The sequence below is a fragment of the Sinomicrobium kalidii genome (assembly GCF_021183825.1).
In the GTDB taxonomy this organism is placed as follows: Bacteria; Bacteroidota; Bacteroidia; order Flavobacteriales; family Flavobacteriaceae; genus Sinomicrobium; species Sinomicrobium kalidii.
The window spans coordinates 1,987,497-2,008,134 of record NZ_CP089211.1 but is presented as its reverse complement, the minus strand read 5'-3'; the positions used below and the strand labels follow the sequence as shown (position 1 = coordinate 2,008,134).

At 47.9% G+C, this 20,638-nt stretch carries 17 protein-coding genes; 7 read left to right on the top strand and 10 right to left on the bottom strand.

Annotation, left to right across the window (positions count from 1 at the left end; translation table 11 throughout):
• Window positions 1–72 precede the first annotated feature (72 nt).
• The 5 genes from LS482_RS07975 to LS482_RS07955 form a co-directional block, all read right to left on the bottom strand.
• Complete coding sequence (locus tag LS482_RS07975) at window positions 73–1,074, bottom strand: vWA domain-containing protein (RefSeq protein WP_233031249.1); 1,002 nt, start codon at window positions 1,072–1,074, stop codon at window positions 73–75.
• A gap of 3 nt (window positions 1,075–1,077) precedes the next feature.
• Complete coding sequence (locus LS482_RS07970) at window positions 1,078–2,745, bottom strand: DUF4179 domain-containing protein (protein ID WP_233031248.1); 1,668 nt, start codon at window positions 2,743–2,745, stop codon at window positions 1,078–1,080.
• Window positions 2,746–2,796: 51 nt separating this feature from the next.
• On the bottom strand, window positions 2,797–3,663 hold the full coding sequence (locus tag LS482_RS07965) for a DUF58 domain-containing protein (protein ID WP_233031247.1): 867 nt from the start codon (window positions 3,661–3,663) through the stop codon (window positions 2,797–2,799).
• 124 nt (window positions 3,664–3,787) lie between these two features.
• Window positions 3,788–4,789: an AAA family ATPase gene (locus tag LS482_RS07960; protein ID WP_233031246.1), complete on the bottom strand. Its 1,002-nt coding sequence runs from the start codon at window positions 4,787–4,789 to the stop codon at window positions 3,788–3,790.
• A gap of 342 nt (window positions 4,790–5,131) precedes the next feature.
• Window positions 5,132–5,977, bottom strand: coding sequence for a DUF4382 domain-containing protein (locus LS482_RS07955; RefSeq protein ID WP_233031245.1), 846 nt, complete (start codon window positions 5,975–5,977; stop codon window positions 5,132–5,134).
• Window positions 5,978–6,240: 263 nt separating this feature from the next.
• On the opposite strand from LS482_RS07955, the gene LS482_RS07950 reads away from it, so the two are divergent.
• The 4 genes from LS482_RS07950 to LS482_RS07935 all read left to right on the top strand — a co-directional run bounded on the left by LS482_RS07950 (window position 6,241) and on the right by LS482_RS07935 (window position 10,022).
• The gene (locus LS482_RS07950) at window positions 6,241–7,119 is read left to right on the top strand and encodes an aldo/keto reductase (RefSeq protein WP_233031244.1); all 879 of its coding nucleotides are present in this window, start codon (window positions 6,241–6,243) and stop codon (window positions 7,117–7,119) included.
• 45 nt (window positions 7,120–7,164) lie between these two features.
• Entirely contained in the window at window positions 7,165–7,959 is a 795-nt protein-coding gene (locus tag LS482_RS07945) for an SDR family NAD(P)-dependent oxidoreductase (protein ID WP_233031243.1), read from the top strand.
• Between the two features lie 102 nt (window positions 7,960–8,061).
• Window positions 8,062–9,216 (top strand): ATP-binding protein, encoded by a 1,155-nt coding sequence (locus LS482_RS07940; RefSeq protein ID WP_233031242.1) that lies wholly within the window; start codon window positions 8,062–8,064, stop codon window positions 9,214–9,216.
• Window positions 9,217–9,293: 77 nt separating this feature from the next.
• Window positions 9,294–10,022 (top strand): metallophosphoesterase, encoded by a 729-nt coding sequence (locus LS482_RS07935; RefSeq protein ID WP_233031241.1) that lies wholly within the window; start codon window positions 9,294–9,296, stop codon window positions 10,020–10,022.
• On the opposite strand, the gene LS482_RS07930 is transcribed toward LS482_RS07935, so the two are convergent.
• The 3 genes from LS482_RS07930 to LS482_RS07920 all read right to left on the bottom strand — a co-directional run bounded on the left by LS482_RS07930 (window position 10,019) and on the right by LS482_RS07920 (window position 12,197).
• A complete protein-coding gene (locus tag LS482_RS07930; RefSeq protein WP_233031240.1) occupies window positions 10,019–10,531 on the bottom strand; it encodes a YdeI/OmpD-associated family protein in 513 nt (170 codons plus the stop codon). The genes LS482_RS07935 and LS482_RS07930 overlap by 4 nt on opposite strands.
• Before the next feature lie 24 nt (window positions 10,532–10,555).
• Entirely contained in the window at window positions 10,556–11,065 is a 510-nt protein-coding gene (locus LS482_RS07925; RefSeq protein WP_233031239.1) for an acyl-CoA thioesterase, read from the bottom strand.
• A gap of 196 nt (window positions 11,066–11,261) precedes the next feature.
• Window positions 11,262–12,197, bottom strand: coding sequence for an HU domain-containing protein (locus LS482_RS07920; RefSeq protein ID WP_233031238.1), 936 nt, complete (start codon window positions 12,195–12,197; stop codon window positions 11,262–11,264).
• 259 nt (window positions 12,198–12,456) lie between these two features.
• On the opposite strand from LS482_RS07920, the gene dprA reads away from it, so the two are divergent.
• Window positions 12,457–13,608 (top strand): DNA-processing protein DprA, encoded by a 1,152-nt coding sequence (gene dprA / locus LS482_RS07915; RefSeq protein WP_233031237.1) that lies wholly within the window; start codon window positions 12,457–12,459, stop codon window positions 13,606–13,608.
• A gap of 77 nt (window positions 13,609–13,685) precedes the next feature.
• Here dprA and trpS read toward each other — a convergent pair whose 3' ends face one another.
• On the bottom strand, window positions 13,686–14,654 hold the full coding sequence (gene trpS / locus LS482_RS07910) for a tryptophan--tRNA ligase (protein WP_233031236.1): 969 nt from the start codon (window positions 14,652–14,654) through the stop codon (window positions 13,686–13,688).
• Window positions 14,655–14,961: 307 nt separating this feature from the next.
• Window positions 14,962–15,198 (bottom strand): GlsB/YeaQ/YmgE family stress response membrane protein, encoded by a 237-nt coding sequence (locus LS482_RS07905; RefSeq protein ID WP_233031235.1) that lies wholly within the window; start codon window positions 15,196–15,198, stop codon window positions 14,962–14,964.
• A gap of 65 nt (window positions 15,199–15,263) precedes the next feature.
• Here LS482_RS07905 and LS482_RS07900 point away from each other — a divergent pair, with 65 nt between their 5' ends.
• Both LS482_RS07900 and dnaE read left to right on the top strand, forming a co-directional pair.
• Window positions 15,264–16,022: a lysophospholipid acyltransferase family protein gene (locus tag LS482_RS07900; RefSeq protein ID WP_233031234.1), complete on the top strand. Its 759-nt coding sequence runs from the start codon at window positions 15,264–15,266 to the stop codon at window positions 16,020–16,022.
• A 213-nt stretch (window positions 16,023–16,235) separates the two neighbouring features.
• Entirely contained in the window at window positions 16,236–20,618 is a 4,383-nt protein-coding gene (dnaE, locus tag LS482_RS07895) for a DNA polymerase III subunit alpha (protein ID WP_233031233.1), read from the top strand.
• Window positions 20,619–20,638: the final 20 nt, after the last annotated feature.

The following is a 20,638-nucleotide window of genomic DNA, read 5'->3' as shown; positions in this document are numbered from 1 at the left end:
GTAATCCGGGGTTTCGGATTACCGGCCTGTTCGGATTAATTATTTTTTAACTTTTCAATGCTTCTTCAGGTACTATATAAAACTGCGGAAAACCGTGTATCGCAGCAAGAGTTCCAGCAACAGGAGGGCACCTGCAATCAGGGCCAGCGGCCGGAATTTCTCTTCGTAATTGTAATATTTAAACTCTTCGATCTCGGTGGTTTCCATCTGGTTGATCTCGTCGTAGATCTCTTCGAGCTTTCTGTTGTTCGTGGCCCTGAAATATTTTCCCCCGGTCTCGCCGGCAATGTCCTTGAGGAGTTTCTCGTCAATTTCCACTTTTTGCATGCCGTAACGGAAGGAGCCGTCGGGGTTATAAGCTACGGGGGTCATGGCCATGCCGTTGGTGCCCAGTCCTATGGTATAGGTTTTAATGCCGTATTCTTTTGCCAGTTCGGTGGCGGTAAGGGGTTCAATGACCCCGGTATTGTTTACACCGTCAGTGAGGAGAATGATGATTTTGCTTTCTGCCTTGCTGTCCTTGAGGCGGTTTACAGACGTGGCCAGTCCCATGCCTATGGCCGTACCGTCTTTTAACATTTCAAAGTCCAGTTCATCGAGGGTGCGCAATACCAGCGCTTTATCACTGGTAACGGGGATCGGGGTATAACTCTCCCCGGCATAGGCCACCAGGCCGATCCTGTCGTTGGGCCTGTTTTTTATGAATTCCGCCACTACTTCCTTGAGGGCAATGAGGCGGTTGGGTTTCAGGTCTTTGGCCAGCATACTGGAGGAAAAATCGAGAGCCATGACAATGTCGATCCCTCTCGTGGTCTTGGTCCTGGACGAAATATCCAGGGTCTGCGGCCTGGCCATTGCCGTTATCAATGCTGCCAGGGCGAGCATGCGAAGGACAAAAAGCCCCGGTTTTAACTTCGGGAGTACGGAGGCCCCGGTTTTGAACCCTTTGACGGAAGACATTTTCAGCGGAGCCGTTTCCTTTTTCCTGTTGAATATATACCATACGAGGGCCAGAGGAAGCAACAACAGCAACCAGAAGAATTGCGGATTGGCAAATTGAATGTTCTCCAGCATGTTCTATTTGTTTTTAAAATCGATCGAATTTACGATCCTGTTTTCGATATCCTTGGCATACCTGTCGTCCTGTCTGTGGACAATGATCACCTGTTGGAATGCCCCTTGTTCGGTGAAATTCAGTATGATATATTCTCCTTTGAATGTTTTGTCACTGCTGGGTTCTGTAATATCCAGGCTGCCGTAAACTTTACTGCCTTTTTTACCGGAGGGCGTGGTGAATTCGTCCTGTTTTACGATCAGGTTTTTTGCCCCTTGCTGTTCCATGGTTTTTATGGCTCCCTGTACGGCATCTTCAACGCGGAATTCCACACCTTCGCGAAAGGTAGTGACGCTTGCCGAGATGTGCAGGTTTTCCGCCATACTGCCGTAAGCGAAGGTCTGGTTGGTGCTGACCACCTGTTTCATGGTATCCGGGAGTTCTACTTCCGTTCGCCGGAGTACTTTGGGGGTTTCCAGGACAATCGAAGGGTATCCGTATTCGCTGTTTATCCATTCGCCCTGGAGCAATTCCCGGGAGGGGTGCCCGAAAACCGAATCCTTAACCTCGTGGAACCCGTAATAAGCTATGGCGCTCCCCGTGGCTATGAGTATCAGGCATGCGGCGGCTATGCCTATATAAATACGTTTCTTTTTACGGCGTTTCTGCTCCATTTCGGCCAGGTATTCCGCTTTTAACAACAATTCTTCTTCCGTGGGTTCGGGAATGGCCTCTTTTGTTTTAACCACTACATTCTCTATGACTTTACGGTCGGCCTCGGCGACATTGGTATCCGGCCGCGACCTTGCAAATTTTACCAGGTCGGCTTTTTGCAGTACGTCTTTAAAGTTGGCTATAGTGTTTTTTTCCAGGTTGAGTTTGCCGGCCTGCTGCATGATCTCGAGTTTGGTTACCAATTCTTCGGTAGTGCTTTCCATGGCCGATATGTGTACTTCTTCTTCGAGATAGGCACGAACAATGTTAGTGAGCTCGGAATAGTATTCCTTGTACTGGGACTGTATGAGGTATCTCGATTCTTCCAGCTTTTTAAGTCCCAGCAGTGCCCGGTCGAAGGGCGGGAGCAGGGCTTCTTTTTCGGCTTCGCTAAGCGGCTTTTTCTGGATGAAGAACCAGTATACGAGGGCGCCGGTAACGAGAAGGATAACAAGGCCCCATAACAGGAGTTTTCCCCAGCCGGAGTAATTATGGCTTACTTCCTGCAGGGGTTTGATATCGTACATCTTTTGTTTGGTGGTGTCTACCGGAATATTTCCGACAGTGACCTCGAGGGAGTCCGTATAGAATTCCCTGTTGTTGATGATGACCTTTTGCCGCGGGAGCGTATAATGTCCCGAGTCGAATTGCGTAAGGGCGTATTTGCGCGTGAGGTTAAACCGGTCCTTGTTTCTGAACGTGTCTATATCGGTAGCTTCCACCATTTCGAGTGGGGAGAAGGTCTGTCCTTCAGGAAAGACCACGAGGGCCGTACTGTCGGCATCGACTTTGATCTCGAAATGAAGCTGTTCCCCTATTTTCATCCGGGTAGAATCTATATCCGAAGAGACCTGCGGATCGGTTTGGGAAATACCCCGGACATGAGCGGCAAGAAGCAAGGCGACAAAAAAAGCTTTCGCCCCCACCTTGGTGAGAGAAAAACATTGCGTTCTTATGACGAAAAGGTCTTTTATCATGAATTGTTCAAAATTTTCAGCCTTGTTAGTGCTTTTTGGTTCCGTTATTTTTTATGCCCTTCGTTTAAAATATCCCAGGAGTTTTTTTACATAACTTTCGTCTATCCTGTTGTGCAGTACACCTGCACCGCTCCGGGTAAAGGCGTTCTGAAAATAACCGACGCGTTCCCTGTGGTATGTCGCATAGGTATTCCGTACTTTTCCGGATTGGGTGTTTACGGTCAGTAATTCTCCTGTTTCCTCGTCCTCAACCGAGATGATCCCCAGGTTGGGCAGGCTTTCTTCGTGCTTGTCGTATACCCGGATCCCGGTAATGTCGTGCTTTTTGCCGGCAATTTTCAACGTGTGATCATAATCTTCGGCCATAAAGTCAGAAAGGACAAAGACAATGGCCTTTTTTTTCATTACGTTGGACAGGAATTTGAGTGCTTCCGCAATATCGGTTTTTTTACTTTCGGATTCGAATTCCAGGAGTTCGCGGATAATACGGAGCACATGCGATTTTCCCTTTTTCGGGGGAATGTACAGTTCGATCTTGTCTGAAAACAGGATGAGGCCTATTTTGTCATTGTTCTGAAGGGCAGAGAAAGCCAGTGTGGCGGCTATTTCCGTAATGATTTCGTTTTTGAACTGTGCCGTGGTACCGAAAAACTGGCTTCCGCTTACGTCCGCAATGAGCATCATGGTAAGTTCCCGTTCTTCTTCGAATACCTTTACAAAAGGTTCGTTATACCGGGCGGTGACATTCCAGTCGATGTTCCTCACATCGTCGCCGAACTGGTACTGGCGAACCTCACTGAAGGTCATTCCCCTCCCTTTAAAGGTGGAGTGGTATTCGCCTCCAAAGATGTGATCGGACAACCGGCGTGTCTTGATCTCTATTTTCCTTACTTTTCTGAGTAGTTCTTTGGTATCCATGCTTACCCTTCCTGGTCCCCCCGGAGAGGAGGGTTTTCTAACATCTGACGCGTTTGGCTGTCAGACGTGTTTAATTGTTCCATCATTTTTCCCGTAATTCCTCCGATATGGTTTCCGGATAATTTTAGGGGACTTCCACTTCATTTACAATCTTATTGATAATATCCACAGAGGTAATGTTTTCGGCTTCTGCCTCATAAGTGAGCCCTATCCTGTGGCGAAGAACGTCGTGAACCACGGCCCTTACATCTTCGGGTACTACATAGCCCCGCCGTTTTATGAAGGCATAACACTTGGCCGCATTGGCCAGGTTGATACTTCCCCTCGGGGATGCCCCGAAGTTGATCAGCGGTTTTATATCGGACAGGTTGTATTTTTCCGGATATCGTGTGGCAAAGATGATATCGAGAATGTATTTCTCTATTTTTTCATCCATATACACATCCTTTACAGCTTGCTGGGCCTTGAGTATCTGTTCCAGGGAAACCACGGGTTTTACTTCTTCGAAAGACCCGTTGAGGTTGGCCCTTATAATGAGTTGTTCCTCATCCAGTTTCGGGTAGTCAATAACCGTTTTGAGCATAAAACGGTCTACCTGTGCCTCGGGGAGCGGATAAGTACCTTCCTGTTCCACGGGGTTTTGAGTGGCCATGACCAGGAACGGTTTGTCCAGTTTAAAGGTAGTGTCTCCTATGGTCACCTGTTTTTCCTGCATGGCCTCCAGCAGTGCCGATTGTACTTTTGCCGGGGCCCTGTTGATCTCGTCTGCCAGGACAAAGTGGGCAAAAATAGGGCCTTTTTTTATAGAGAAATCGTTCTCCTTGATGTTGTAGATCATGGTCCCTATCACATCGGCAGGGAGGAGGTCCGGCGTAAACTGAATTCTGCTGAAACTGCCATCCACCGCTTTTGCCAGGGTGTTGATGGACAGGGTCTTTGCCAATCCGGGAACCCCTTCAAGCAGAATATGACCCTGCGCCAAAAGGCCTATTAAAAGCCGCTCTATCATGTGTTTCTGCCCTACAATAACCTTGTTCATCTCTAAGGTGAGCAGGTCGACAAAAGCACTTTCTTTCTGTATTTTTTCGTTGATCAGACCAATATCTGAAGTTCTGCTATCTTCCATCAATTATAGTTTTTCCGCCGTGAATATACTAAACCTTCTTATTACGATGCAAATTGAAAAATTAATTTAGAATGCGAGAGTTAATTTATAGTTAAAAAATAAAATTTGCATTTCGTAATAACGTACTCTTTGCAAAAATTTATGATAAATTAACGCATTTGATCAATAGGGAGGAGGGAAAGGAAGGAAAAATATAAAAGGGAATCCGGAATGGGAAAAAATATACCCCAGTGCCTGACAGACTGCAGATAACCAGTCACGACAGGCTTTCCCCATTGCCGGTCCCCTGTATTTTTAATCCGATAGGCAGTAATTGTATTCCTGCCACCGCATCAGAGTGCATTACATGGAACGCTCTGTTACCTGCTCTGCATCGATATCTATGGTGCCTATGTCCGATATTTCACCATTGACAACAATTACGTTATCTACGGTAACAGGAGGGAGGCCCGATGCTTCGTCAGCTGTGAGCGTTACGGTATAAGTGCCTTCGGGAACACCGTAAAGCATAAAAGTACCATTTTCGTCAGTATATGCAGATATGGTTTCTTCTTCACTTATCTGTACCGATGCGAGCACCTGGAAGCCCAGGTCTACAGGAGCTATTGCCCCGGTTATGATCCCGGAAGATATTTCGGTGCTTACACGAATAACGGGTTTTAAATTGTACTTCCCGGAAGCTCCCGCCTTTACAACAGACTGGTCTACATCAAAATCGAGTGTGAAATCATAGGTAAAACCGGCTTCAAGGTCTTCGTGAACGTTGAGTTTTAAACCGGATTGTTGCGCGCTGGGAGTGGTAAGCGGAATGGTATCCCCGTCTATGACCACAGTATTTTGTTCACCTAAAACAAGGCGTATCTGTTCTAATCTTCCGGAAGGGATATCTCCTTCCACAAGAAGAGTGGTTGTTCCGCCGGTTAGTTCAAGAAGGTCGTATATGCCTGCATCTGCAAGGCCTATACTCTCCCAGCCGCCTTCGGTAGTATCATTAGCGTCCCGGTTGACCAGTACATCCTGAACATCAATATTAACGGCTTCATAATCGCCCGGAGCATCTGTCAGCCTCACCGAAACTTTTGCAGTTTGTCCATTGTTGCTGTCATCGTCATTGCTGCACGAGATAAATAGCCCTGTGCCCAGAAACACAACGGACATCATTACAGCTAAAAATTTAAAACGTTTCATCTGTTCATTTTTTGCATTCATTAATTAAAACAGTTTTAAGGTGAAAAACCCTACCTGCAAAGGGCTTATTTTTAATGTTTTGTTGACGGGCAACTCCAAAATAAAGTGTTACTTTTATACGCGTGGAAGTAACTTTGTGACGGAGATGTCCGAAGGGGCATTTTTTATCGTAACAAGTGGGGTTTCCGGTCAACGGGAAGTGATTGCAGCTGCCTTTTGATGATGTTGCCGCGAAGTTTTACCCCGAAAATCAGTTTTTATCTATGAAAGAAAAAAAGACGGAGTATTCCGGAATTATTGCCGGAACCATGACCTGGGGAAGCTGGGGAAAGCAGTTTTCCGTAAAAGAAATGGAAGCACGCATACACCACTGCCTGGAAAACAATATCACCACCTTTGATCATGCCGACATTTACGGCGGATATACTACCGAGGAAGAATTCGGAAAAGCCTTTTCGGACAGCGGCATACAGCGCGAAAATATCCAGCTGATCTCCAAATGCGGTATTCAGTATCCGTGTGAAAAAAGGAACAATAAGGTAAAACACTACAATTATACGGCAGATTACATGGTCTGGTCTGTGGAGCAATCGCTGAAGAACCTCCGTACCGACTACCTGGACCTGTTACTGCTGCACAGGCCGAGTCCCCTTATGGACCCGCAGGAGATCGCGATCGCTGTGGAGAAACTGAAATTTTCGGGAAAGATCCGGGAGTTCGGGCTGTCTAATTTTACACCCTCGCAAATGGAACTGATCCGGTCTGTGACCGCTGTAAGCGCCAACCAGATAGAATTTTCCATTACCGAATTCAGCGCCATACACAACGGTACGCTTGACCGGATGATGGTTGACGGCATACTTCCCATGGCCTGGAGCCCGCTTGGGAAGACATTCCGGGAAAAAACACCGCAGACCGACCGGATAAAGGAATTGCTGATGGACCTTGTGGTGAAATACCGCGTATCGGCCGATCAGCTTTTGCTGGCATGGATATTAAAACACCCTGCGGGAATACGCCCGGTTATCGGGACGACCTCTCCCGAGCGGATTACGAATGCCGTAAAGGCCCTGGATATAGATATGGAACGGGAAGACTGGTTTTTACTGCTCGTGGCCAGCCAGGGGCATAAGGTGCCGTAGTTAAAAGTGAGGAAGAATACGCGATTTTTAAGAATGCTATGAATTATGAATAATGATCAAGGTATGAAAGAAGAAGGACAAAACGAACGAGTTGCATTTATAACCGGGGCTACCAGTGGTATAGGAAGAGCTACGGCCCGGATTTTTGCAGCAAAAGGCATGCGCCTTGTGCTTTGCGGCAGAAGACAGGAACGCCTGGAAAACCTGGAACTGGAGTTGTCTGCATTTACCGAGGTACACACGCTTCAGTTTGATGTTAGTAACAGGGAAGCGGTTTTTAAGGCAGTGGAAAGCCTGCCCGACAGATTTTCGGATGTCGACATACTGGTCAACAATGCGGGAAATGCCCATGGCCAGGACCCTGTACAGTCGGGTAATATGGACGACTGGGATGCCATGATGGACATTAATGTGAAGGGACTCCTCTATGTGTCCAGGGCCATTATACCGGGTATGGTGAAACGTCAGAAGGGGCATATTATCAATATCGGGTCTATTGCGGCAAAAGAAGTATATCCTAACGGTAATGTGTACTGTGCCAGTAAGCATGCGGTAGATGCTATAAATAAGGGAATGCGTATAGATTTGAATTCCAGTGGCATACGCGTTGGGGCCATACACCCGGGGCTGGTGGAGACCGAGTTCAGTAAAGTGCGGTTCAAGGGAGATGCGGAAAGGGCGGATACGGTATACGAGGGATATAAAGCCTTGCAGGCCGAAGATATAGCGGATATTATTGGTTTTGTGGTCACAAGGCCGTATCATGTCAATATAGCAGACCTGCTTGTATTTCCCACGGCACAGGCCACCAGTACCCTGGTCAACAAGACAGAACTGTAAAAAAGAAAAGTGCGGGTAAGGGCATTTTTTCAGTAGCGGGCAACCGGAACTATGGTGCTGCACACTGAAAAAAATATCCCTTCCGGCCGATAGCCATTACTTATGATTAACAAACGCCTTTTAGTAAAAAACCTTTTGGCACATAATGATGAAAACAGCTTTTACGATAAAAAGCGTTTTATCAATATTGGTGAGAGAGAAGGAAAGGCCAAGTTTTTGAAACATGTTTGTGCACTGGCGAATTCCAATCCCAAAAACAACTCTTTTATCGTAGTGGGGGTGGAAGACGAAGACAATACCATTGTGGGGACCGATTTCTTTGATGACAGCAAGATACAAAACCTCGTCAATGCCTACCTTGACAACCCTCCCCTTATCTCTTACGAAAATATTCCGTTTCCGCATTTGCCGGACGGGAAAGTAGTGGGGCTGGTTACCATCCGCTCCAACGGGAAATTATGTGCGCTCAGGAGAAACATATGGAAATATTACGGCGGGTCTGTCTTTTTCAGGGACGGGAGCATAAGCATGCCCAAAGTGTTCGATATTGAGATAAAGGACACCAATTCGCCCTTGGTAGCGGAGATAGAGTTACACGCAAGGAACAATATAGAGCTTACCCTTAACGGGGTCATTGATTTTTTATACAATAAGCACAAGGATCTTGAGGCGCATTACAAGGTGTTTAAGGAACAGTTTGTAGTGTGCTGGGCAGGGGTGACCAAAAAAGTAAAACAGCCTGATAGGGGCGGGGAAAAGATTTATTATTCCAGGGTGGACATCGAACTTATCAACGAGCAGGTACGTCTTTTTTACTCGGCCCTGGACGAAGTGGAGGTGATCACCGATGAAAACTCCTTTTCCACTACGGAATACATACAGCTCGGGCTCAATCAGCAGCAAAAGTACTATCCCCTGGAGACCGTTACCATCACATTTAACGAAAACGGGTCGTATAAGATTGACAGCACGCTTATTTTTGAACCGCCGCAATACGACAAAAAGGTCTTGTATCACGTATACAATACCAACAATACGTTATTGGAAAAAATAGAAAAGGGCATGTCGCTGAGCCCCAATGAAAGGAAAGATGTGATCAACATGCCCGCTACCTACCTGATATGTGCACTGAACGGGTTTGAAGATGCCAGGGAAAAACTGGAAAATTACCGTTGGATCGTCAGGGAATACGACAGGAAGGTATATGAATCTCTCAAGGAATCCCTCCGGGTGCTGCGAAAAGTGAAATACAGTTAACAGGTTGCTCCCGGGCCCCGTGCAGACCGTTATCTGGACACCGGGAGACAGACACACCTTAATTGAAGGAATAAAAGATGAACAAGACATTTGTTATAGGCGATATTCACGGTGCCTTAAAGGCGCTGAAACAGGTCCTGGACAGGGCGGAGATCAGAAAAGAAGATACCTTGGTATTCCTCGGGGATTATGTAGACGGGTGGAGCCAGTCGCCCCAGGTGCTGGATTTTCTTATGCAGTTTTCTGAAGACCGCCCCTGCGTATTCATACAGGGCAATCACGATGATTTTTGTTACAAATGGCTTAAAAAAGGAGAATTGAACAAGCAATGGCTTTACCACGGCGGGCAAGCCACTATCGATGCCTATAATGGCATAGGACCTGATACCCGGAAGCGGCATATGAAGTTCCTGGAAAACCTTCACAACTACTATCTCGACGAAGGGAACCGGTTATTCCTCCACGCCGGTTTTACCAACCTGCGCGGAGTGGAACACGAATACTTTCCCGAAATGTTCTACTGGGACAGGACGCTTTGGGAAACGGCACTTTCGCTGGACACTTCCCTGAGTGAGGAAGAATACAGGTATCCGAGCAGGTTCAGGCATTACCGCGAAATTTTTATCGGTCACACACCTGTCACCAGGATCGGTAAGATGGCCCCGGTTAATGCGGCTAATGTATGGAATGTGGATACGGGCGCTGCTTTTAAAGGGCCTTTGACTGTCATGGACGTAGCAACCAAGGCGTTCTGGCAGAGCGATCCCGTGTGGAGACTGTACCCGGATGAAAACGGGAGGAATTAGAATTTCCGTTCTTTAAACTGCCGGTTCAGCAATTTGTAATCTATTTTTCCGCCTGTCATTTTCAGGTGCTCGATGATAACGATCGAACGCTGTATTTTTTTCTGCCCGTTCTTTATTTTGTGGACCATATACAGCAACGTCCGTTTTTTGCCCGGTGTAAGGGCCTCAAAATGCTTTTCACCTTCCGGATCGGAGTCCAGTACGGCCCTGAATTCATCGTCCATGGGCATACCGTAGTCGGAACGGTCGGGCTCCAGGGCAATGTGTATTTCTTCATTGAGGGAAACCCCAATTTGTTTTAGTTCCTGTTTATTGACAAGAATGTAATAGGAGCCATCGCCCCGGGGCATCAGTGCACAGTGTTTTTTTAGCTTGCCGTTAAGGGTGCAGACCACCCTTTTATCGGTAGTTTTTTCGATCAACCTTTCCGCTATGGCATCGGGTACGGGGGCTATGGACGTCCATACCGGGGAGTCGAGTTTAATTATTGGTGAAGTAAAGGTTTCCATGTCGGTTAAGGACGGATTCCGGTTTTATTCGAACAGGGCCTTGAGTTCGGTAGCTTCATTGGGCTTCATTTTTCCGGCCAGTACAAGGCTGAGTTGTTTTCGCCGCAGAGCGGCATCGAAACGCGATTTTTCAAGATCGGTTTCCGGTTTCAGGGCCGGTACGGCAACGGGTCTTCCGGTTTCGTCAACGGCTACGAAGGTGTATATGGCTTCGTTGGCCTTGGTGCGCGAACCGCTTTCCCTGTCTTCTATCCAGACATCGATAAATACTTCCATGGAACTTTTAAAGGCCCTGGACACAGCAGCCTCAACGGTAACCACACTCCCCAGGGGGACGGCCCGGTTAAAGGCCACATGGTTTACGGATGCGGTAACTACAATTCTCCTGGAATGCCGCCGGGCTGCAATACTCGCTGCCCGGTCCATACGGGCCAGGAGCTCGCCTCCGAAAAGGTTGTTCAACGGGTTGGTTTCGCTGGGTAAGACCAGATCGGTCATAATGGTTCTGGATTCTCCGGGAGTCTTTGCTTTCATCTCTGTATGAATTTTTGCAAAGATACGGAAACAGTGTGGAAGGGAATGGAAGCAGTGAATTTTGGGAATGCAAAAAAACACTTAAAAACCGGAAAAAAACGGAAGCGCGGGAAGATAAAAACAACTATCCCGGCGAAAAACCGGGACAGGAATATATATATATTTTAAATATGTGGAAGCGATGTTGTTTATGCCATCAGTTCTCCGAAACCAGTAACCAGGCTTCCGGTGCTTCGGTAGCCTTTACCTTATGGAGGAAGTTTATGGCATTTCGGGCGCTGGTATAACTCCCGAATGCTACCTGGTGCAACCCGTATTTTGTGGGTTCCAGACGTTCAGGACTGTAACCTTTTGTGGTAAGTTCTTTCATTTTCTTCTCGGCATTTTCTTCTTCCCGGAAAGCACCTGCCACAACATAGTACAACGGCTTCCTGGTAGCCTTGAGTGTTATGGAAGGGAGGTCTACGGGCGCAGCATCAAAAAAGGTGGCCTGCTGTATGGTTTTTTGCAGTTGCTGCTGGGCCTCCTGTTCGGCCATCTGCAACTGTTTTTTTTGCTGTTCCATCCTTACCGACTGGTATGCGACGGTCCCGACGGATACGGAGAGCAGTAATATGGCGGCATACTTCAGGTAAGACCGCTTGCGCATGCGTTTTTCCGGGGTAAACAGCAAAGGTGTTTTTTCTTCCAGCAGCACAACTTCTTCCTTCAGTAATTCCCTGGTGACCTCCGGTGAAGTGAAAGTGCTCAGCCCGAAAGCATCGGGAAGGTAATTCTTATCGGTAAAAGGCTGGAATTGTATGCTGCCTTCCTTGTTAGGCCAGAGAAGCCCTATGTTCTTCAATACGAGTTTCTCCTCCTGTTGCAGGGAATCTTTCCAGGAAAGGACAACCTTTTTTACGTTAATCAGTGCTTCTTCGTACGAAAGTCCTTCTGTTTCCGCAATGTGTTTCACCAACAGCCCGTCGTTTGACGTCAGTTGTGCATTGAAAGAAATCGCCTTCGAAGGCGGGTAAAACGTATGGTTTTGTAGCTGTGCCGACCGGTAATGGGTCAGGAATGAACCGAATTCCGGAACGGTAATACATGAATACCTGTATAATAACTCGCCGATATAGTGTTCTAACTGCATAAAACAAAGATGGCGATTTTTTCCGGGTAACGAAAGTGTGCCTGTAAAAAATTATCAACAGGGTTATCCGCAGGAAGCTATGATTTTGGGAGTCAGAAGCCCCGGGATCTGCAGGTAGTAACGCCTGTCCGTATCGTTTTGTCGGTTTTTTAACTGGTTTCGGTTGCTTCCCGGTGTATGCCGTTGTTTCACAGTTGATGGAATATTCTTATTTTTACAGGAATACTTTCCGCTGCCTTCCGAAAAGATCAATTAGACTATGACAACATCCGAATTGGTTTATGTCCTGGCATTGCAGCACGTTCCCAGAATGGGAGATATCACTGCCAGGAAACTCATAGCACATTGCGGGAGTGCAAGAGCTGTTTTTGAAGAAAAGGCGGGCATACTACAGAAGATCAATGGTATAGGTAGGGTGGTGACCGAAAATGTCCGCAGTCCGGAAAACCTGCGTGCAGCAGAACGGGAGCTGGAATTTATAGAAAACAACGATATCCGGTGTTCTTATTTTGAGGACCCGGACTATCCGGAACGCTTAAAACACTGTGTGGATGGTCCGGTGTTATTGTTTGGTTCCGGGAATATGAGTTTGGAGGATAAAAAGATTGTGAGCGTGGTAGGGACCAGGCGCGTCACTTCTTACGGGAAGCGCTTTTGTGAACGTCTTATTGAAGAGTTGGCGCCGTTTGATCCGGTTATCGTAAGCGGATTTGCTTACGGAGTGGATATCACGGCCCAAAAGGCGGCGATGGCAAATGGCCTGCAGACCGTGGGCTGCCTGGCTCATGGATTGAATCAGGTTTATCCCCGGGCACATAAGAGATATGTGAACCAGGTGGAGGCCAATGGCGGATTTGTTACCGATTTCTGGAGCAGCAGTAGCCCGGAACGGGAAAATTTCCTGAAACGGAACCGTATTATTGCCGGTTTGTCTGAAGCGACCGTGGTGATAGAGTCTGCGGAAAAAGGCGGAGGGCTGGTTACGGCCGATATAGCACATTCCTACGACCGGGAAGTATTTGCCCTGCCCGGCAGGGCAGACGACCGGTACAGTGCCGGCTGTAATGATCTTATCAAAAGTCAGAAAGCCCATATGCTTACTTCGGCGGCAGACATGGCTTATATCCTGGGATGGCATCGGGAATTACGGGGAACAGAAATTGTTTCAAACAATGGTAAGATCAAAAACCGGGAAAAAGCGGAGTCTTTACAGGTGCAGCTCTTTGCCGAACTGGACGAGACCGAAAAAAAGGTTTATGATTTTCTGCGTACAAACGGCAAGGAACTGCTGGATATTATTGCGCTGGAATGCCAAATACCGGTGTATAAGGCTTCTTCAATGCTTCTCAGCATGGAGATGAAAGGGGCGGTGCGCCCGCTTCCCGGGAAGCTTTTTGAGGCGGTTAATTGACAGAATTCAGCAGTCGGCAGTACAAAAAACAGGTGCCGGGGTCCGTATAGAAAATTTTGTGCCTCCTCCGGCATCATTCAGTATCCTATTTTGTTCCTGACCCTCTTCAGTACTTCCCGTCCTGTTTTTCTGGCTTTTTCCGCCCCGAAGGCCAGGGCGCTGTCTACCTCGCCGGGATGGTTCATGTAATAGTGAAAGCGTTCCCGTTCCGTTGCAAATTTTTCCGTGATGAGTTCGTACAGGGCCTGTTTCGCATGGCCATAGCCATAACCTCCGTTGAGGTAATTGTTACGCATGGTCTTTGTTTGCTGCGGGTCGCCCAGTATCTTGTAGAGTGCAAAAACGTTGCAGGTATCCGGGTCCTTGGGCTCTTCCATGGGCGTACTGTCTGTTTCGATGCTCATAATACGCTTGCGTAATTGCTTGTCGGGGAGGAACAGGTTAATGGTATTTCCGCGTGATTTACTCATTTTGCCTCCGTCCGTACCGGGAATGTACTGGGTGCTTTCCTGTACCTTTCCTTCGGGGATAACAAAAGTTTCCCCCATTTTGGCATGGAACCTGTTCGCCACGTCCCTGGTGATCTCCAGGTGTTGCATCTGGTCCTTGCCGACCGGGACGATCTCGGCGTCGTACAGCAGAATATCCGCAGCCATGAGCATCGGGTAACTGAACAGCCCGGCATTTACATCCTCCAGCCGGTCGGCCTTATCCTTGAAGGAATGCGCCAGTGTAAGCCGCTGAAAGGGGAAAAAACAACTCAGGTACCAGGCCAGTTCTGCGGTTTCCGGTACATCGCTCTGGCGGTAGAAGACCACTTTTTCAATGTCCAGTCCGAAAGCAAGCCATGTGGCCGCAACATTATAAGTGTTTTGCCGCAGTTCGTCCCCGTTCTTTATCTGGGTAAGCGAATGCATGTCTGCAATAAACAGAAAAGAATCGTTCTCCGGTTGTTCGGACATCCTGATGGCCGGGAGGATAGCTCCCAGGATATTGCCCAGATGGGGCGTTCCCGTACTCTGGATGCCGGTCAGTATTCTTGCCATAATTTTCCGTATGTTGTCTTCCGGACCCTCGGTATTGGCGGGGGCCGTTTTTTTTAAGTATCGTTAAAACTGCACGTATGAATTCACGGATGTTTTTATAACTTTCCCCGGAATTTGTATTGCGGGGATTGTATGATAAAAATGCCGCAACACGGATGTCGCGGATTTCAGTCCTGCAAAATAAAGACAAATTAAAAACATATACCGCAGAAAAAAGGAGAAATTTGCTTTTTTCGGGAAGGGTGGGAAAGTAAAAAAACCGCTTTCACGAAGGGAAGCGGTAAGAATTGAATATTTGGGAAAGGAGCTATCTTTTAAACAGTCCTACAACAAAGAGGACGACGACAGCACCTATTATCCCGGTAATGAGGTCTCCCAGAAAACCGGAACCGAAATGAATGCCCAGTACCCCGAAGAGCCAGTTACCGACAAATCCGCCGATAATACCGAGCAGAATGTTAATAAGTACGCCAAATCCGCCGCCTTTCATAATTTTGCCGGCCAGCCATCCGGCTATGGCTCCAATTAAAATTGCATATAACATAACAGGAATATTTAAAAGTTTTCATCTAAATATATGAATTTTTTTTAAAAGTTTAACTTTGAATTATGATGAAATTACTTAAATACCCGTTTTTAATTCTCTGGCGTATTTGGTTTTATGTGCTTATGGCGGGCACTATTATTCCGCTGTCCCCTGCGTTTTTGATACTCACTTCGTCCGACAGGTATTACCATCAGTTCTTCTGGCTGGCGCGGAATATCTGGGCCAATGTCATTCTGTATGGCATGGGATTTTATCCGAGAATCCGAAGGGAACAGAAAATAGAAAAAGGAAAAAGCTATGTATTGGTAGCCAATCATACCAGTATGACGGATATTATGCTTATGCTCAGGGCGTCCCGAAACCCTTTTGTCTTTGTGGGGAAAAAGGAACTTGCAAAAATCCCCATCTTCGGGTTTTTTTATAAACGGGTGTGCATCACGGTAGACCGGAACAGCATTAAAAGCCGTACCGAAGTATACGAGGGGGCGAAAAAGCGCCTGGAAGAGGGGCTCAGTATTTGCATATTTCCCGAAGGCGGGGTGCCGGAGGATGACGTGTTCCTGGATGAATTCAAGGACGGGGCTTTCCGGCTGGCCATTGCCTGTCAGATACCCCTGGTGCCCATGACTTTTGCAGACAACAAAAAGCGGTTCCCCTACGTCTTTTTTAAGGGGAGTCCCGGAATTATGAGGGCAAAGATCCACCCCTTTATAGAAACGAACGGGTTGACTGTTGCAGACCGGGGACAAGTGAAAGCCCGGGTACGCGAAGTGATCTATAAACAGTTGTGCGATTACGAAAAAGGAAAACATACCTCCTGATATTTTGTGTGACAGCGTGAATTTTTCCGTTAATAACTACTCTGGGAGGACCTTTCCCCGATGGTAAATTATCCGTAATTTTATCCCGTCTCTCGACTTCGCTCGGGAACCGGGTTAGTTACCTGAAATTTTGAACCTGTCACCCTGAGCGTAATCGAAGGGTTGAACTTTGAAGTTGAACCTTGAGCTTTGAACCTTAAACATTAAACCCTCATGTACCTTATTTTCGATACCGAGACCACCGGATTGCCGAAACGCTGGGATGCACCGCTGAGCGATACCGATAACTGGCCCCGCTGTGTGCAGATCGCATGGCAGTTGCACGATGAGATGGGAGAACTTGTAGAGCAGGGAGACTGCCTGGTAAAACCGGAAGGTTTCAATATTCCTTTTGACGCGGAACGGGTACACGGTATTTCTACCGAACTGGCAGCAGAAGAAGGTGTAGCGCTGAGGGAAATGCTGGAGAAATTCAATGTCGCCCTGGGCAAAACCAAATTTATTGTGGGGCAGAATGTCGGGTTTGACGTGAATATCATGGGGTGTGAATTTTACCGGGAAGGGATGGAATCGCCGCTCACTTCCCTGCCGGTACTGGATACCTGTACGGAAACAACGGCAGAATTCTGCCGGTTACCCGGAGGTCGGGGAGGAAAGTTCAAGCTGCCTACCCTTACCGAATTGCACGAAAAATTATTCGGTGAACCTTTTGCCGAGGCCCACAATGCCACGGCCGATGTGGAGGCTACAACCCGGTGTTTCTTTGAGTTGATACGTATTGGTGAAGGCTTTACGGAAGAAGAGCTGGATGTCCTTCCCGGGTATTTTGAGAAATTCAGGGAGCACAATCCGAAGGAAATACCGCTTATAGGCCTGGAGCATATTAACCTGAAAGCCGCTTCGGATGCCATACGCAAAAGGATAGAGAAAGCGCAGGGCGAAGACATATCCAGGCAGGAACTGGAAGAGAACAAACAGGAGCTCAAAAAGATGGATTTTGTCCATCTGCACAATCACACACAGTTTTCTGTGTTGCAGGCCACATCGAGTTTCCCCGACCTGGTGGCTGCCGCAGTAAGAGAAAAAATGCCGGCAGTGGCGCTTACCGACCACGCTAACATGATGGGAGCTTTTCACTTTGTCAGGGAAATCGGGAACCACAACAAGGCGGCAAAGGCAAAAAACGAAGAAGCCTTGGAAAAAGGGGAAGCGCCTTCCGAGATCGAGATCAAACCTATTGTGGGATGCGAGTTTTATGTTTGTGAAGATCGCCTGAACAAGAGCCGCAAGGACAACGGGTACCAGATTGTGATGCTGGCGAAGAACAAGAACGGATATCACAACCTGGCCAAAATGTCTTCCGTAGCCTATACCGAAGGGTTTTATTATGTGCCGCGCATAGACCGGGAAACGGTTCAGAAATATAAGGAAGACGTTATTGTCCTTACCGGGAACCTGTATGGTGAAGTCCCGGGAAAAATACTCAATGTCGGTGAAAACCAGGCGGAAGAAGCCCTGTTGTGGTGGAAAGAACAGTTCGGCGACGATCTCTATATCGAACTGATGCGGCACGGACAGGAAGACGAGGACAGGGTCAACAATGTGCTGGTGCAGTTTGCCAGGAAGCACGATGTGAAGATGGTGGCCACCAATAACACCTTTTATATCACCAAGGAAGATGCCAATGCCCACGATATTCTCCTTTGTGTAAAAGACGGCGAAAAACAGGCCACTCCCATCGGAAGGGGGCGCGGCTATCGTTACGGCCTGCCGAACCAGGAATATTACTTCAAGTCGGCCGAGGAGATGAAGTCACTTTTTGCCGACTTGCCCGAAGCCATTTCCAATATCCAGGAAGTGGTGGATAAAATAGAGCCCTATGAACTGGCGAGGGATGTTCTTCTTCCCAAGTTTACCATACCGGAAGAATTCCGGGACGAAGAAGATCAGCGTGACGGCGGAAAACGGGGCGAGAATGCGTATTTGCGGCACCTCACCTATGAAGGGGCCAGGGGGAGATATCCGGAAATCACCGATGAGATCCGGGAGCGCCTCGATTTTGAGTTGAGTGTTATTGAGCGTACCGGGTACCCGGGTTACTTCCTGATTGTGCAGGATTTTATCGCCGCCGCAAGGGAGATGGGGGTTTCCGTAGGGCCCGGTCGCGGATCGGCAGCAGGATCGGCCGTGGCCTATTGCCTTGGGATTACGAATCTCGATCCCATAGCGTACGACCTCCTTTTTGAGCGTTTCCTCAATCCGGACCGGGTGTCCATGCCCGATATCGATATCGACTTTGACGACGAAGGCCGGAGCAAGGTAATGGATTACGTGATCGATAAGTACGGGGCCAACCAGGTGGCGCAGATCATTACTTACGGTACCATGGCGGCGAAGTCCTCTATCCGGGATACCGCCCGTGTACTGGACCTGCCCCTGGGCGATGCCGACCGTATAGCCAAGCTTATCCCCAACATGAAGCTGGCCAAGATATTTTCACTCGACGATAACAAGCTGAAAGGTAGCCTTCGTTCCGATGAGCTTTTAAAGGTCAACGAACTGAAAAACCTGGCAGAAGGAACAGACCTGGAAGCCGAGACCATCAGGCAGGCCCGGGTGCTGGAGGGGTCTTTGCGGAATACGGGAATTCACGCTTGCGGGGTAATTATCACCCCGGATGATATTACCAACTTCGTGCCCGTGTCCATAGCCAAGGATTCCGATCTTTACGTGACCCAGTTCGACAACTCGGTGGTGGAAAATGCCGGGTTGCTGAAAATGGACTTTCTGGGGCTCAAGACGCTGACCCTTATCAAGGATACCGTAAAACTGGTCAAGTACAAGCACGGGATAGACCTGAACCCCGATGAATTCCCGCTCGACGATGAGAAGACCTATGAGCTCTTTCAGCGCGGGGAAACGGTAGGGATATTCCAGTACGAATCCCCCGGGATGCAGAAGTACATGAAAGAGCTGAAGCCGACGGTCTTTGCCGACCTCATTGCCATGAATGCACTGTACCGTCCGGGGCCTCTTGAATATATCCCCAGTTTTATCAACCGGAAGCACGGCAAGGAAGAGATCACTTACGATCTGCCTGCGATGGAAGAATACCTCCAGGAAACCTACGGGATTACCGTATACCAGGAGCAGGTGATGCTGCTTTCCCAGAAACTGGCCGGGTTCAGTAAAGGTGAAGCCGATGTGTTGCGGAAAGCCATGGGGAAAAAGATATTTGCCCTGCTGGCACAATTAAAACCAAAGTTCCTGGACGGCGGGGAGAAAAACGGCCATAGCAGGGAAACCCTGGAAAAAATCTGGAAGGACTGGGAGGCTTTTGCAAGTTATGCCTTCAACAAAAGTCACTCTACCTGTTATGCGTGGATCGGGTACCAGACCGCCTATCTGAAGGCCAACTATCCTGCGGAATATATGGCGGCAGTGTTGTCCAACAACATGAACGATATAAAATCGGTTTCCTTTTTTCTGGAAGAATGTAAACGTATGGGGCTTGATGTACTCGGACCGGACGTTAACGAGTCTTTTTATAAGTTTACCGTGAACAACAACAATGCCATACGTTTTGGTATGGGGGCCATAAAAGGCGTGGGAAGAGGTGCCGTAGAGACCATTGTGGAGCACAGGGAGTCCGGAGCATACAAATCGGTGTTCGATCTGGCCAAACGGATAGATCTTCGCACGGCCAATAAAAAGGCCTTTGAAAACCTTGCCCTTGCAGGAGGGTTCGATTCTTTTACGGAAACCCACCGGGCCCAGTATTTTCACGATGAGGGCGATGGTATTGTGTTCCTTGAAAAGGTGATGCGGTATGCCGCCAAATACCAGGAAAACAAGAATTCTTCACAGGTGAGCCTCTTCGGGGAAGCCAGTGAGGTGCAGATACCCGAGCCGGTGGTGCCCCCGTGTGAGGAGTGGGGTACCATGGAAAAACTCCGCAGGGAAAAAGAAGTGGTGGGCATCTATATCTCCGGGCATCCGCTGGACGATTTTAAGACCGAAATGCAATATTTCTGTAATGGCAGCATCGGCCTGCTTAACGAACTGGAAAATTATACCAACAGGGAATTGTCCCTGGCAGGGGTGATTACCGATGTACAACACCGTACTTCCAAGAACGGCAAGGGGTGGGGCATTTTTATGGTGGAAGACTATACGGATTCGTATGAGTTTAAGATATTCGGCGAGGAATATCTCAAGTTCAGACATTTTCTCATGGTCAACTCTTTTATTTACATGAAAGTGTTTGTAAGGGAAGGCTGGGTGAACAGGGATACCGGCCAAAAAGGCGACCCCCGTTTGCAGTACAACAACATGCAGCTGCTGCAGGATGTAATGGAAACCTATGCCAAAAGGCTTACCATTCACCTGAGTATTGATGATGTAGGAGACGATAAAATACAGGTGCTGAAAGATATTATAAAACAACACAAGGGCGATCATGCCCTGAGTTTTACGGTATATAAGCTGGACGAAAAACTAAAGCTCCATATGCCCAGCCGTAAAAAGAAAGTAAAAATTTCCAACGAACTTCTTACCGAACTGAGGGAAAGGGATATCGTGTATAAACTGAATTAGTTCCCGGCGGAAACAGAAGG